The organism is Streptomyces sp. NPDC059895 (genome assembly GCF_042731035.1).
Taxonomy (GTDB): Bacteria; Actinomycetota; Actinomycetes; order Streptomycetales; family Streptomycetaceae; genus Streptomyces.
In genome coordinates this window covers 24,994-38,814 of record NZ_JBHWKO010000008.1, presented here as the reverse complement: position 1 = coordinate 38,814, position 13,821 = coordinate 24,994, and the positions used below count along the sequence as shown (strand labels likewise).

Here is a 13,821-nt window from a genome sequence, read left to right as displayed (position 1 = left end):
TCGTCAAAGTGACGTGAAGCGGGATATGATAGATAACGTCAGTTCGACGAAAAGTAGAAAGGGTGCGTGCCGTGACCACCGCCCAGACCACGGAGCTCGACGTACAGCCGACTCCGCTCGCCCTGTTGCTGCTCGGCCGCGAGGCCGACCCGAGGAGCGAGCGGGGCGTCGAGTGCCCCGGCGACCTGCCCTCCCCGTCCGACCCGGACCTGGTGGAGCGGGCCCGCGCGGCCAAGGAGAGGCTCGGCGACAAGGTCTTCGTCCTGGGGCACCACTACCAGCGCGACGAGGTCATCCAGTTCGCCGACGTCACGGGCGACTCCTTCAAGCTGGCCCGGGACGCGGCCGCGCGCCCGGAGGCCGAGTACATCGTGTTCTGCGGTGTGCACTTCATGGCCGAGTCCGCGGACATCCTGACCTCCGAGGACCAGAAGGTCGTCCTGCCCGACCTCGCCGCCGGCTGCTCGATGGCCGACATGGCGACGGCCGAGCAGGTCGCCGAGTGCTGGGACGTGCTGACCGAGGCCGGTGTGGCCGAGCAGGTCGTGCCGGTGTCGTACATGAACTCCTCGGCGGACATCAAGGCGTTCACCGGCAAGCACGGCGGCACCATCTGCACCTCGTCGAACGCGCAGCGGGCGCTGGAGTGGGCCTTCCAGCAGGGCGAGAAGGTGCTGTTCCTGCCCGACCAGCACCTGGGCCGCAACACCGCCGTCCGCGACATGGGCATGTCCCTGGAGGACTGCGTCCTCTACAACCCGCACAAGCCGAACGGCGGGCTCACCGCCGAGCAGCTGCGCGACGCGAAGATGATCCTGTGGCGGGGCCACTGCTCGGTGCACGGCCGCTTCAGCCTGGAGTCGGTCGAGGACGTGCGCGCCCGCATCCCCGGGGTGAACGTCCTGGTGCACCCCGAGTGCCGGCACGAGGTCGTGGCCGCGGCGGACTACGTCGGGTCGACCGAGTACATCATCAAGGCCCTGGAGGCCGCCCCGGCCGGCTCGAAGTGGGCCATCGGCACCGAGCTGAACCTCGTGCGCCGGCTGGCGAACCGTTTCGCCCCCGAGGGCAAGGAGATCGTGTTCCTCGACCGCACGGTCTGCTTCTGCTCGACCATGAACCGCATCGACCTGCCCCACCTGGTCTGGGCCCTGGAGTCCCTCGCCGACGGCAAGCTGGTCAACCGGATCGAGGTCGACCAGGAGACCGAGGCGTTCGCGAAACTCGCGCTGGAGCGGATGCTGGCCCTGCCGTAGGGGACGGCCCCGATCTTCCGGGTACGGCGTCGGAGTGCCGGTCACTCCGACGCCGGCCCCCGGTCGGGATGGGCCGGGTCGACGCTGAAGACCGTGCCGTCCGGGGTCGACACCAGCAGCGCGCCCTCATGGACGAACACCCCGGGCGAGGGGAAGCCGCCGCTCGCCACGTGGTCGGCGCGCGGGAAGGACTCCCACAGCAGCGTGCCCGCACGGGCGTCGAGGGCCGCCACCCGCCCGCTGGCGCTGGCCAGGTAGACGGTGCGGCCCCGGCCGTCGGCCACCGGCTCGCCCGGCTGCTCCAGGCTCGTCCGGGTCTGCCACAGCCGCTTGCCCGTGGTGGGCGACACGGCCGTCACCTGGCCGCTGGAGGTGACGAACCAGAGCGTGCCGTTCACCATGGCCGCCGTCCCGCGGAACACCTGGGCCAGCCCGGTCGCCGTACGGGCGCCGGTGTCGGGGTCGACGAGCTGGAGGCGCTCGTACGCCATCTCCATCGCGCCCTCCTCGTCCAGCCACTCCACGAAGACCAGGCGGTCGCCGAGGGAACCCGCGTAGCCCGCGTTCTGCGGCAGGGACGGCAGGCGCCGCTGGGTGCCGTCGGCCGGGTCGAGCGCGAGGAGCCGGGGGTCGCCCGAGTCGTAGGCGGTGCAGTCCGCGTAGGGGCGGCCGCCGATGTCGTGGACGCCGCAGTAGTACCCGGCGGGCAGGGTCGTCGTCCAGCGCTCGGCGCCGTCGCGCGGGGCGCGGGCGGTCACCGAGCGGCCGTCGCCGTCCGGGGTCAGGACCAGCTCCCCGACGACCGCGGGTTCGGCGTTCTCGCCGTTCATCTCGCGGGACCACAGCCGCTTCCCGGTCGCCGCGTCGAGGGCGATCAGACGGTCGCTCTCGGTCTCGCCGGTGGGAGGGTCGGTGAGGGTCTGCCGGACGAGCACCGTGCCGTCCCGCACGCCGAGGATCCAGGAGGCGTACGCGTCGGGCTCCACCGTGGCCGGCACGGACGCGGCCCGCCAGACCGTCGCGCCGGTCAGGGCGTCCACGCGGACCGGGAGGACGGTGTCGCCGCCGCAGAACAGGGCGCCCTCGCCGAATCGGCAGGCCGGTAATCCGTCGGAGGAGTCGCGCAGCGGTTCCCCGCCGCGGGCCGCGGGCTCGAACAGCGTCGTCCGCCAGGGCCGCCAGCCGGCCGGGAGCGCCTCCCAGCGGGAGGCCGGGGACGCCGAGGGGCTCGCCGGCCCCTCCGCCTCCGCGGCCCCGCCGCCCCGCAGCGGGCCGAGGAAGAGGTACGCCGTGAGCGCGACGGCCAGGACGCCGGCCGCGACGGCCACGGCCGGCAGGCGGCGCGGGCGGGTCCGGGGGGCGGGACGGCCCGACGCCCCGTCCACCTCGGTCGGTGTGCGGGACACCCCGGCCGCCGCCGGGGGCAGCCGCAACGTCACCGTGTGCGCGTCCCCCGGCGCGGGTTCGGGCAGGGCGGCCGCGAACTCCCGCGCCAGCTCGTCGAGTCCGGGCCGGTCGGCGATGTCCTTGGCCAGACAGCGGGCCAGGACCGCGCGCAGCGGCTCGGCCACCGACTCCAGCGCCGGCTGTTCGTTCATCACCCGGTACGCCGTGAGGTAGGGGCTGTCGGCGTCGAACGGGCCGCGTCCCGTCGCGGCGAACACCAGCAGCGCCCCGAGCGAGAAGACGTCCGACGCGGGGCCCACCGAGCGGGCGTCGGTGAACTGCTCCGGGGACATGAACGGCGGGGTGCCGATCGCCTTCCCGGTCTCCGTCAGCGTCTGGTTCTCGGCCGCCCGGGAGATGCCGAAGTCGATGACGCGCAGGCCGTCCTCGGCCACCAGCACGTTCGCGGGCTTGAGATCGCGGTGGACGACCCCCGCCCGGTGGATGTCCCGCAGCGCCTCCACGAGCCCCAGCGCGAGCCGCCGCAGCTCCGCGCCCCGCAGCGGGCCGTCGGCCCGGATCCGGGCGGCGAGCGTGGGCGCCGGGACGTACTGGGTGGCCATCCAGGGCCGTACGGCGTCGGGGTCCGCGTCGACCACCGGGGCGGTGAAGGCGCCGCTCACCTTGCGGACGGCCTCGATCTCCTGGCGGAAACGGGTGCGGAAGACCGGGTCCTCGGCGTACTGGGCGTGGACCACCTTGACGGCGACCTCCCGGCCGGATCTCGACCTGCCCCGGTAGACGACCCCCATCCCGCCGGAGCCCAACCGGTCCACGACCCGGTACCCGCCGACCGACCGCGGATCGTCCCTGTGCAGTGGCACCGCCCCGATCCCCCTCCCCCGCAGAGCAGTTCGAGCTCACAGGATAGGTACACCCAGCGGGAGGAGAAGTGCCGAACAGGCCGCCTTGCCCCGACGGCGGTACGACGACGGCCCGGCGCCCTGCCGGGGGGAGGCACACCCGCCAACGCCCTGGGGGCCACCCAGGGGCGCGGGGAACTGCGCGACCAGCCACCGACGGCCCGCGGCCGACCGTCGACGCGCAGCCCCCGCCCCCCGGGGCACCGTACGGGGGCGTCCCCGGGCTACACGCCCGCCGGCTCCGGCGCCCTCTCCGGCTCCGGCCGCCCCTTGGCCGCCCGCTTCGCCGCCCGGCGCTCCTTGCGCAGTTCCAGCATCGCGTAGAGCGTCGGGACGAGGAGGAGGGTGAGGAGCGTCGAGGTGATCAGTCCGCCGATGACGACCACCGCCAGGGGCTGGGCGATGAAGCCGCCCTCCCCCGTGACCCCCAGGGCCATCGGCAGCAGGGCGAACACGGTCGCGAGGGCCGTCATGAGGATGGGGCGCAGACGGTGGCGGCCGCCCTCGACCACGGCCTCGACGACGCCGTACCCCTGGCGGCGGTACTGGTTGATGAGGTCGATCAGCACGATCGCGTTGGTCACCACGATGCCGATCAGCATCAGCATGCCGATCATCGCCGGGACACCCATCGGGGTGCCGGTGACGAGCAGCAGACCGATCGCGCCCGTCGCCGCGAACGGGATGGAGACCAGCAGGATCAGCGGCTGGGCCAGCGACCGGAAGGTCGCCACCAGCAGCATGAAGACGATCGCGATCGCCGCGAGCATGGCCAGGGCGAGGTTGGCGAACGCGTCGTCCTGGTCCTGCGAGACGCCGCCGATCTCGGCCGTCGCGCCCGCCGGGAGCTTCAGCCCGTCGATCCGCGACTGGAGGTCGGCGCTCACCGCGCCCGTGTTGTCGCCGGTGGGCCGGGCGGTGACGGTGGCCGCGCGCTGACCGTCGATACGGGTCATCGAGACGGGGCCGTCGACCAGCTGCACGGTCGCGATGTCACCCAGCTTCACCTTGCCCAGCGGCAGGGCCTTCAGCTGCGCCAGCGTCCGCGCCGGCTTCGCCGACGTGATGACCACGTCCCGCTCGGTGTCGTCCAGGACCGCCTTCGCCGCCGTCGTGCCGCGGACCGCGTGCGCGACCGCCGCGCCGAGCGTCTGCTGGTCGAAACCGGCCGCCGCGGCACGGGCGTTCGCCCGGACGGAGATGCGCGGCACGCTCCGCGACAGGTCGCTGGTGACATCGGTGACGTCGTCCAGCCCGGCCACCGCCTCGCGGACCTGCTCCGCCGCCTTCCGCAGCACGTCGCCGTCGGCCGCCTTCACGACGACGCTCAGGTCCTGGCTGCCGAAGCCGTCACCGGCGGCGACGGTGGTCGAGCCGATGCCGTCGAGCTTCTTGAGCCCCGCCTCGATGCGGTCCCGCACGTCCTCGAACGACGCCGAGTCCTCCAGCATCACCTGGTACGACGCCTGGTTGGTGTCCGTGCCGCCGCCGAAGGCCGCGAGGAAGCCGGAGGAGCCCACGGTGACCTGGTAGTCCTTCACCCCTTCGACGCCGGCGAGCAGGTGTTCGACCTTCGCGGCTTGGGCGTCGGTCGCCGCCAGGCCGGTGCCCGGCGCCAGCTCCTGCTTGACCGTCAGGACCTGCTGCTCGCCCTGGTCGAAGAAGTTGGTCTTCAGCAGGGGCGCCATGCCGAAGGTGCCGATCAGGACGACGACGGCGATGGCCACGCTGGTCAGCCGGCGCCGGGTGGCGAACCGCAGGACGGGGACGTAGAAGCGCTGGAGGCGGCTCTTCGCCTCCTTCTCCTCGGCGGCGCGGCGGGCCTCCTCGGCGTCCTCGGGGGTGCCCTTGGGGGCGCGCAGGAACCAGTACGACAGGACCGGGACGACCGTCAGCGACACCAGGAGGGAGGCCAGCAGGGCCGCCGTCACGGTGAGGCTGAACGAGCCGAACAGCGCGCCCACCATGCCGCCGACCAGGCCGATCGGCAGGAACACGGCGACCGTGGTCAGGGTGGAGGAGGTGACCGCGCCGGCCACCTCGCGCACCGCGGTGAGGATCGCGGCCTGCCGCTCCTCGCCGTAGCCCAGGTGGCGCTTGATGTTCTCCAGGACGACGATCGAGTCGTCGACGACCCGGCCGATGGCGATGGTCAGGGCGCCCAGCGTCAACATGTTCAGCGACAGGTCGCGCGTCCACAGCACGATCAGCGCCAGCACGACCGACAGCGGGATCGACACGGCGGTCACCAGCGTCGAGCGGACCGACGCCAGGAAGACCAGGATGACGAGCACCGCGAAGAGCAGGCCGAGCGCGCCCTCCGTCGTCAGTCCCTCGATGGACTTCGACACCGCCGGGCCCTGGTCGCTGACGACCGTGATCGACGCGCCGGAGCCGAGGTCCTCGCGCAGCCCGGGCAGCTTGTCCTCGACGGCGTCCGAGATCGCGACCGCGCTGCCGTCGTGGTCCATGGTGACGGAGACGGCGAGGCTGGGCCTGCCGTCGGTACGGGTGATCGAGTCGGCCGGGGCCTCCTCCTGCTTCACCGTCGCCACGTCACCGAGCCGCACCGGCTTCGCGCCGGCCGTGCCCGCGATCATCAGGTCCTGGATCTGCTCGATCGAGGTGAAGCCGCCGCCGACCTGGACGGTGCGGTTGGATCCGGCCTCGTCGAAGGAGCCCGCCGGGACGGTCGCGCCGCCCGCCTGGAGCGCCAGGGCGAGGGACTGCGGCGTCAGGGCGGCCCGCGCCAGCTTCGCGTCGTCGGGGGTGACGGAGACCTGGAGGTCGCGCACACCGTCGACGGTGACCTGGCCGACGCCGTCGATGTCCTCCAGCGCCGGGACGACGGTCCGGTCGAGCTGGTCGGCGAGCGCCTGCTGGTCCCGGTCGGAGGTGACGGCGAGGACCACGGTCGGTATGTCGTCCGTGGAACCGGCGACGACCTGCGGGTCCACGGAGTCCGGGAGCTGGGTCCGGGCCCGGTTGACGGCCTGCTGGACATCGGCCACGAGCCGGTCGGTGTCGCTGCCGTAGTCGAAGGACGCCATGACCACGGCATTGCCCTCGCTCGCCGTGGAGGTGACGCCGGTGATGCCGTCGACGGCTTCGAGGGCGGCCTCGACCGGCTCGACGACCTGCTTCTCGACGACGTCCGGGGAGGCGCCCTGGTAGGGGGCCAGCACGGACACCACCGGCAGTTCGATGGTCGGCAGCAGCTGCTGCTTGAGCTGGGGGATCGCGATCGCGCCGAACACGATCGCGATGATGGACATCAGGCCGATCAGGGCCCGTTGCGCGAGGCTGAATCTCGACAGCCAGGACATGGGTGGAGGTTCTCTCTTCTGGGAGCGACAGAAGTGGCCCCTTCACCCTGTGCCATCGGGGCGGGTGGTTCCGTAGGCCCCAGGTCGGTTTCCTTATACGGCGCATACTCCGGGCGCAGTACGGCCGGCGCGGGTCACTCCACCCTCGGACGGACCAGTCCGGACTCGTACGCGATCACCACGAGCTGGGCGCGGTCGCGGGCGCCCAGCTTGGCCATGGCCCGGTTGACGTGCGTCTTCACGGTCAGCGGGCTGACCTGGAGGCGTTCGGCGATCTCGTCGTTGGAGTGGCCGCCGGCGACCTGGACGAGGACCTCGCGCTCACGCCCGGTGAGCGCGTCCAGGCGCCGCGCTCGGGCCGGGTCGCGGTCGCCGTCGGCGTCGCCCTGGGCGAGGAAGCGGGCGATCAGGCCCTTGGTGGCGGCCGGTGAGAGCAGGGCGTCGCCGGCCGCGGCGACCCGGATGGCGTTGAGGAGCTCCTCCGGCTCGCTGCCCTTGCCGAGGAAACCGGAGGCGCCCGCGCGCAGCGACCGCACGACGTAGTCGTCGACCTCGAAGGTCGTCAGGATCACCACGCGGACCCGGGCGAGCGCCGGGTCGGCGCTGATCAGCCGGGTCGCGGCGAGTCCGTCGGTGCCGGGCATGCGGATGTCCATCAGGACGACGTCCGCCTGCCGCTCCTTGGCCAGCCGCACCGCCTGCGCGCCGTCGGACGCCTCGCCGACGACCTCCATGTCGGGCTCGGACTCGACGAGCACGCGGAAGGCGCTGCGCAGCAGCGCCTGGTCGTCGGCGAGCAGGACGCGAATGGTCATGCGGAGTCCTCGGAGGCGCTGGGGGTGTCGACCGGAAGGATGGCATGGACGCGGAAGCCGCCCCCGTAGCGGGGCCCGGTGGTGAGGGTGCCGCGCAGTGCGGTGACGCGTTCCCGCATGCCGAGCAGGCCGTGACCGCCGCCGTCCGGGGGGCCGGTGGCCTCGCCGGTGCCGTCGTCGAGGACGGTGACCTCGATACGGGGTCCCACCCGGACGACGCTGACCTCGGCCCTGGCGTCCGGTCCCGCGTGCTTGCGCACGTTGGTCAGGGCCTCCTGGATGACGCGGTAGGCGGCCAGGTCGACGGCGGCCGGAAGCCGGGTGCCGCGGTCGGCGCGGGCGACCACGACCGGGAGTCCGGCGCTGCGGAAGGTGCCGGCGAGGTCGTCGAGGCGGTCCAGGCCGGGGGCCGGTTCGGTGGGGGCCTCGGGATCGCCGGACTGGCGCAGCAGACCGACGGTGGCCCGCAGTTCGTCGAGCGCGGAGCGGCCGGCCTCGCGGACGTGCGCCAGGGCCTCCTTGGCCTGGTCGGGGCGTCTGTCCATCACGTGGGCGGCGACTCCGGCCTGGACGTTGACCAGGGCGATGTGGTGGGCGACCACGTCGTGCAGGTCGCGGGCGATGCGCAGACGCTCCTCGGCGACCCGGCGGCGGGCCTCCTCCTCACGGGTGCGTTCCGCCCGCTCGGCACGGTCCCGGATGGCCTGGACGACGGCGCGGCGGCTGCGGACTGCGTCGCCCGCGGTGGCGCCGATGCCGGTCCAGGCGAGCAGGGCGAGGTTGTCCTGGGCGTACCAGGGCAGGGGGCCGGCGAGCATCGCCGTGCCGGTGAGGACGGTCATGGTGAGCAGGCCCGCCCGCAGGGTCGTGGGGCGGTCGGTGGTGGAGGCGACCGTGTAGAGGGCGATGACGGCGGCCATCGCGACGGGGGCGCGGGGGTCGCCGGTGACGGACTCCACCACGGAGAGGACGCCGGTGACGGCGAGGACCGTCCGGGGAGCGCGACGGCGCAGGACGAGGGCCGCGGCGCCGAGGACGATCAGCAGCAGGCTGAGCGGGTCCGGGGTGCGCAGTTCCCAGCTGACGTCCTGCTCGTGCGGGTCCACGAAGGAGCCGGCCAGCATGCACAGCAGGACGCCGGCGGCGAGGGTGGCGTCGAGGGCGAGGGGGTGCGCGGTGAGCCGGCGATGGGCTCGGGCCAGGGGGGGTCAAGGTGCCTGCCGTACCTTCTCGGGGTGACCGTCGCTCGGTGCGGGCGCGTGGCCGGGGACTGCGGCGGTGCGGGCGCGTCGCAGGGGGTTGCCGCGGTGCGGGCGCTTCGCCGGGGGAGGGTACCGCGGTGCGGGCGCTTCGCCAGGGGGTTGCCGCGGTGCGGGCGCTTCGCCGGGGCTGCCGCCCCGGGCCCCCGCGTCGGCCCTGGACGGGCCTCGTCCTCAAGCGCCGGACGGGCTGGAATGCCGTGGCCGGAACGGGAGACCCGCCGGCGGACGGCGCCGAACCGCTGCCGGGGACGGAGATCCGCCCGGGGCCCCGCGGCGACGGGGTCTCACCCCGGGATCAGCCCGTCGTCGCCGAGCATCTCCCGAACCTCCTCCAGGCTCGCGTCGGGGGCCGGGAGGATCAGCTCCGAGGGTTCCAGGGAGGCGTCCGGCAGGGGAACACCGAGGCGGCGGACGGCGTCCAGCAGGGCGCCCAGGGTGCGGTGGAAGCCCTCGTCGTCGCCGCCCTCCATCTCCTCGAGCAGTTCGTCGTCGAGCTTGTTCAGCTCGGCGAAGTGGGAGTCGGCCACCGTCCACTGGCCCTCCCCCATGATCCGCACGATCATGTCGCCCTCCTCGGCTCCGGTCCCCGGCGCCGGGCTACTGCTTGTCGAAGCGCGGGGTGTCCTGTGGCTGCTGCTGGGGCTGCGACTGGCTCGTGCCACCTTCGATGGCCTGCTGCCCGGCGGAGCCGCCTCCGGCGAGCTCGGCCTTCATGCGCTGCAGCTCCAGCTCTACATCCGTACCACCGGAGAGCCGGTCCAGCTCGGCCTGGATGTCGTCCTTGGCCAGGCCGGTGGGGTCGTCCAGGGCGCCGGAGGCGAGGAGCTCGTCGAGGGCGCCGGCGCGGGCCTGGAGCTGGGCGGTCTTGTCCTCGGCGCGCTGGACGGCCAGGCCGACGTCGCCCATCTCCTCGGAGATGCCGGAGAAGGCCTCCCCGATGCGGGTCTGGGCCTGGGCCGCGGTGTAGGTGGCCTTGATGGTCTCCTTCTTCGTCCGGAAGGCGTCGACCTTGGCCTGGAGCCGCTGGGCCGCGAGGGTGAGCTTCTCCTCCTCGCCCTGGAGCGTCGCGTGCTGTGTCTCCAGGTCGGTGACCTGCTGCTGGAGGGCCGCGCGGCGGGAGAGGGCCTCGCGGGCGAGATCCTCGCGGCCGAGGGCGAGCGCCTTGCGGCCCTGGTCCTCCAGCTTGGAGGACTGCGACTGGAGCTGGTTCAGCTGGAGTTCCAGGCGCTTGCGGGAGGTGGCGACGTCGGCGACGCCGCGGCGGACCTTCTGGAGGAGCTCCAGCTGCTTCTGGTACGAGTAATCAAGGGTCTCGCGAGGGTCCTCGGCCCGGTCAAGGGCTTTGTTCGCCTTCGCGCGGAAGATCATCCCCATACGCTTCATGACACCGCTCATGGGCTTCGCGCGCCCCCTTCTGACGGACTCCAGCTCACCGGTCTGCGACAGAACCCACAGTACGGGCCCTGCTTCCATTGACGCACTGTTCGGGGGCGGATGCGCTCCTCCCCAAGGACGACTGACCAAGGCCCTGCTCCGGCGTGAGGAGTAGGTGACCTTCCGGGTGGCGTCAGGTCACCGGGTGTCCCCTCTCCCCCGGTCTGTCCCAGGTCCTTCCCCAGTTCCGACGACCGGTGTTGCCGGATCGTTCCCCTTCGGGCTGGGGTCCATGCGGGGGGAGCGCTTACCCTTGGGTTTTGTGTTCCGTAGCCGTGCCAAGGAAGAGAAGGCACCGGTCGCCGACAAGGCGACGGTGACCGACTCCAGGCAATCCCGAGACCCGCAGGCCCCCAAGGGCCGGCCGACGCCCAAGCGCAGTCAGGCCCAGTCCCAGCGCCGCAGCGTGGCCAACACGCCGGTGACGCGGAAGGAGGCCGCCAAGCGGCAGCGCGACGAGCGCCGAGCCCAGCTGGAGCGTCAGCGCCTGGCGCTGGCCGGCGGCGACGAGCGGTATCTGCCGGCCCGTGACAAGGGCCCGGTCCGCAAGTTCGCGCGCGACTTCATCGACTCGCGGTTCAACGTGGCGGAGTTCTTCCTGCCCATGGCCGTGGTCATCCTCGTGCTGAGCATGATCCAGGTGGCGTCGCTGCAGAGCATCGCGCTGCTGCTGTGGCTCGTGGTGATCGTGCTGATCGTGCTGGACTCGATCGTCACCGGGTTCCGCCTGAAGAAGCGGCTGGCCGAGCGCTTCCCCGACCACAACCGCCGGGGCGCGGTGGCCTACGCGCTCATGCGCTCCCTCCAGATGCGCCGGCTCCGGCTGCCCAAGCCGCTGGTCAAGCGCGGGGAGCGGCCCTGAGCACTGCTGCGTTCTCCGGGGGGGCGGCCGAGGCCTGGCTGAACAAGCTGGGCGGGCTGCGTGACGTCGTACGGCAGGAGCTGGTGGCCCGGCAGCTCGACGAGCAGATAGCCGGGCGGTTTCCGGTCGGGCAGCGGCTGCGGGTGCTCGACGTGGGGATGGGCCAGGGCACGCAGGCGCTGCGGCTGGCCCGGCTCGGTCATCAGGTGACCGGCCTGGAGCGGGACGCGACGATGATCGCGGCGGCCCGCGAGGCGCTGTCCGGGGAGCCGGAGGGCATCCGGGAGCGGATGCGGATCTTCGAGGGCGACGGCCGCGACACGGGCGTGCACTTCCTGCCCGGCAGTTTCGACGTGGTGCTCTGCCACGGCGTGCTCATGTACGTGGAGGAACCGGACCCGCTGCTGGCGGGTCTCGCCCGTGTCCTCGCCCCGGGCGGGCTGCTGTCGCTGCTGGTCCGCAACGCCGACGGGCTGGCCATGCGGCCCGGTCTGTCCGGCGACTGGGCGGGCGCGCTGGCCGCCTTCGACAGCGTCGCCTACCTCCCCCATGCTCGAATTCCCTCGAACGGGGGGACCCCCACCCGGCTGGGCCCGGACGTGCGCGCGGACCGGCGCGAGACGCTGACCGCGACGCTCGCCGGTATCGGCGCGCCCCTTCAGGCCTGGTACGGCGTGCGGGTCTTCACCGACACGGCGGCCGACGATGTGCGGCCCCCGGACGACATGGAGACGCTGCTGGCCGTGGAGGAGCGGGCGGGGCGGACGGATCCCTACCGGGGTGTGGCGGCGCTGCTGCACCTGTGCGGGGTACGGGGCTGAGGGCCGGCTGCCTGCGGCGGGGCGGCGCGCACGCCGTTCCGCGCGCTGCGGGGCGCCGGCCGCCGAGGCGCACCGGGCACGGTCGAGGCAGGCCGCGGCAGGTCGAGGCAGGCCGCGGCCCAGGTCGCGGCGCGGTGGTCGGAGGCCGGTGCCGGACACGGTCGGCGGCGCTCGTTCGGGTGAGCAGGACGAGCCGGGCGTCCGCCCCGCGGGAAGACTCGGGGCATGGATTCCTCCCTTCCGTGTGTCCTTCGGCGGGCCCCGGCCGTGTGGGTGTGCGCCCTCGCGCTGGTCGCCGGCTGTTCCGTCGCCGGGTCCTCGGGCGGGGAGACGGTGCCCCGGCAGGCCGTACGGCGTGAGGTCGTCACGCGGGCGGACGACCTGGAGGACGCCTACCAGAAGGTGATCAAGGACGTTCTGCCGTCGGTCGTGCAGTTGCGGACCGGCGGCGGTCTGGGCTCGGGCGTCGTCTACGACGACCGGGGACACATCGTCACCAACGCGCACGTGGTCGGCGACGCGCGCACGCTGGAGGTGACCACCGCCAACAGCCGGGCGGCGCTCACCGCGACCGTCGTCTACTCGTACCCGGAGCAGGACCTCGCCGTCGTCAGGCTCGACCGGGCGCCCGACGGGCTGCGGCCGGCGGTCTTCGGGGACTCCGCGAAGGTCGAGGTCGGGCAGATCGTCCTCGCGATGGGTTCGCCGCTGGGACTGTCGTCGAGCGTGACGCAGGGCATCGTCTCGGCGACCGGACGGACCGTCACCGAGGGCGGCGCCGAGGGGGGTACGGGGGCGACGCTCACCAACATGGTGCAGACGTCCGCGGCCATCAACCCCGGCAACAGCGGGGGCGCGCTGGTCGGTCTGGACGGGCAGGTCATCGGCATCCCCACGCTCGCGGCGGTCGACCCGGGGTTCGGCGACAGCGCGGCGCCCGGCATCGGGTTCGCGATCCCTGCGTCGACGGTGCGCTCGCTCGCCGACCAGATCGTCAAGGACGGCAGGGTGACCGCGTCCGGCCGGGCGGCGCTCGGCATCGTCGGACGGACCTACGTGGACGCGGAGTTCCGGCCCGCCGGGGTGGCCGTCGTGGAGGTGAGCGGCGGGGGCGCGGCCGACCGGGCCGGCCTCCGGGCCGGGGACGTCATCACCGCGCTGGGGGACACCGGCATCACCACCATCACCTCGCTGTCCGAGGCGCTGGCCGCGCAGCGGCCCGGACAGCGCACGACGGTGACGTTCACGCGCGACGGCCGGGAGCGGACCGTGGAGGTCACGCTGGGCGAGCAGCAGGGGCCGCCGGACTGACGGGACGTGGCGGAACACCGGACCGGGGTGTGGCCGCCCCGGTCCGGTCCGCCCCGGTCCGGTGCTAGGACGCCTCGGCCGCGCGCAGGCTCATCGGGCCGTAGATCTCGGTGGAGTCCTCGAACAGCCGCACCTGGTCCGCGCCGCCTTCGAGCAGGTCCTTCCAGTGCTCCCCGATCCAGGACTCGGCGTCCCCCTGCGTGGTGAACTCCTCGGGCTGCACCGCGGGCTCGACCTCCGTCCCGTCGGCCTTCTCGAAACGCCACGTCCATGCCGCCATGTACGCCTCCAACGCGTCGGCACCAGCAGAGCGGAAGCCGGATCTCGGTCCGGCTCCTGCTCAGAGCCTATGCGCTCGGGCGGTGCGCCGTGCGGGAACGGGCCGCCATGATCGGGGGTACCGGGCGCGCGGGGTGGAGGGCGAG

At 73.3% G+C, this 13,821-nt stretch carries 11 protein-coding genes; 4 read left to right on the top strand and 7 right to left on the bottom strand.

The features are described from left to right. Nucleotides 1-71: 71 nt before the first annotated feature. Nucleotides 72-1,256, top strand: a complete 1,185-nt coding sequence (gene nadA, locus ACFV9M_RS11975; RefSeq protein WP_385072519.1) for a quinolinate synthase NadA — start codon at nucleotides 72-74, stop codon at nucleotides 1,254-1,256. A gap of 41 nt (nucleotides 1,257-1,297) precedes the next feature. On the opposite strand, the gene ACFV9M_RS11970 is transcribed toward nadA, so the two are convergent. The 6 genes from ACFV9M_RS11970 to ACFV9M_RS11945 form a co-directional block, all read right to left on the bottom strand. Then, on the bottom strand, nucleotides 1,298-3,526 hold the full coding sequence (locus tag ACFV9M_RS11970) for a PQQ-binding-like beta-propeller repeat protein (RefSeq protein ID WP_385072522.1): 2,229 nt from the start codon (nucleotides 3,524-3,526) through the stop codon (nucleotides 1,298-1,300). A gap of 263 nt (nucleotides 3,527-3,789) precedes the next feature. Further along, entirely contained in the window at nucleotides 3,790-6,891 is a 3,102-nt protein-coding gene (locus ACFV9M_RS11965; protein WP_385072526.1) for an efflux RND transporter permease subunit, read from the bottom strand. A gap of 134 nt (nucleotides 6,892-7,025) precedes the next feature. Next, complete coding sequence (locus ACFV9M_RS11960; protein ID WP_385072529.1) at nucleotides 7,026-7,706, bottom strand: response regulator; 681 nt, start codon at nucleotides 7,704-7,706, stop codon at nucleotides 7,026-7,028. Continuing rightward, nucleotides 7,703-8,830: a sensor histidine kinase gene (locus ACFV9M_RS11955; protein ID WP_385072532.1), complete on the bottom strand. Its 1,128-nt coding sequence runs from the start codon at nucleotides 8,828-8,830 to the stop codon at nucleotides 7,703-7,705. Before ACFV9M_RS11955 ends, ACFV9M_RS11960 begins: the two co-directional genes overlap by 4 nt. Before the next feature lie 422 nt (nucleotides 8,831-9,252). Next, a complete protein-coding gene (locus tag ACFV9M_RS11950; RefSeq protein ID WP_385072534.1) occupies nucleotides 9,253-9,531 on the bottom strand; it encodes a hypothetical protein in 279 nt (92 codons plus the stop codon). Nucleotides 9,532-9,565: 34 nt separating this feature from the next. Then, nucleotides 9,566-10,363, bottom strand: a complete 798-nt coding sequence (locus tag ACFV9M_RS11945) for a PspA/IM30 family protein (RefSeq protein WP_385072537.1) — start codon at nucleotides 10,361-10,363, stop codon at nucleotides 9,566-9,568. Nucleotides 10,364-10,634: 271 nt separating this feature from the next. On the opposite strand from ACFV9M_RS11945, the gene ACFV9M_RS11940 reads away from it, so the two are divergent. The 3 genes from ACFV9M_RS11940 to ACFV9M_RS11930 all read left to right on the top strand — a co-directional run bounded on the left by ACFV9M_RS11940 (nucleotide 10,635) and on the right by ACFV9M_RS11930 (nucleotide 13,396). Continuing rightward, complete coding sequence (locus ACFV9M_RS11940) at nucleotides 10,635-11,264, top strand: DUF3043 domain-containing protein (protein ID WP_385072540.1); 630 nt, start codon at nucleotides 10,635-10,637, stop codon at nucleotides 11,262-11,264. 83 nt (nucleotides 11,265-11,347) lie between these two features. Further along, a complete protein-coding gene (locus ACFV9M_RS11935; RefSeq protein WP_385072542.1) occupies nucleotides 11,348-12,085 on the top strand; it encodes a methyltransferase domain-containing protein in 738 nt (245 codons plus the stop codon). Between the two features lie 225 nt (nucleotides 12,086-12,310). Continuing rightward, a complete protein-coding gene (locus ACFV9M_RS11930; RefSeq protein WP_385072546.1) occupies nucleotides 12,311-13,396 on the top strand; it encodes a S1C family serine protease in 1,086 nt (361 codons plus the stop codon). Between the two features lie 64 nt (nucleotides 13,397-13,460). Here ACFV9M_RS11930 and ACFV9M_RS11925 read toward each other — a convergent pair whose 3' ends face one another. Next, nucleotides 13,461-13,676, bottom strand: coding sequence for a hypothetical protein (locus ACFV9M_RS11925; RefSeq protein ID WP_385072549.1), 216 nt, complete (start codon nucleotides 13,674-13,676; stop codon nucleotides 13,461-13,463). Between the last annotated feature and the right edge of the window lie 145 nt (nucleotides 13,677-13,821).

Excerpts from the sequence above, each read along its gene's own strand:
- ACFV9M_RS11965 (WP_385072526.1), bottom strand. The coding sequence starts at position 6,891 with ATGTCCTGGCTGTCGAGATTCAGCCTCGCGCAACGGGCCCTGATCGGC.
- ACFV9M_RS11960 (WP_385072529.1), bottom strand. The coding sequence starts at position 7,706 with ATGACCATTCGCGTCCTGCTCGCCGACGACCAGGCGCTGCTGCGCAGC.
- ACFV9M_RS11955 (WP_385072532.1), bottom strand. The coding sequence starts at position 8,830 with ATGCTGGCCGGCTCCTTCGTGGACCCGCACGAGCAGGACGTCAGCTGG.
- ACFV9M_RS11950 (WP_385072534.1), bottom strand. The coding sequence starts at position 9,531 with ATGATCGTGCGGATCATGGGGGAGGGCCAGTGGACGGTGGCCGACTCC.
- ACFV9M_RS11945 (WP_385072537.1), bottom strand. The coding sequence starts at position 10,363 with ATGAGCGGTGTCATGAAGCGTATGGGGATGATCTTCCGCGCGAAGGCG.
- ACFV9M_RS11940 (WP_385072540.1), top strand. The coding sequence starts at position 10,635 with ATGCGGGGGGAGCGCTTACCCTTGGGTTTTGTGTTCCGTAGCCGTGCC.
- ACFV9M_RS11930 (WP_385072546.1), top strand. The coding sequence starts at position 12,311 with ATGGATTCCTCCCTTCCGTGTGTCCTTCGGCGGGCCCCGGCCGTGTGG.
- ACFV9M_RS11925 (WP_385072549.1), bottom strand. The coding sequence starts at position 13,676 with ATGGCGGCATGGACGTGGCGTTTCGAGAAGGCCGACGGGACGGAGGTC.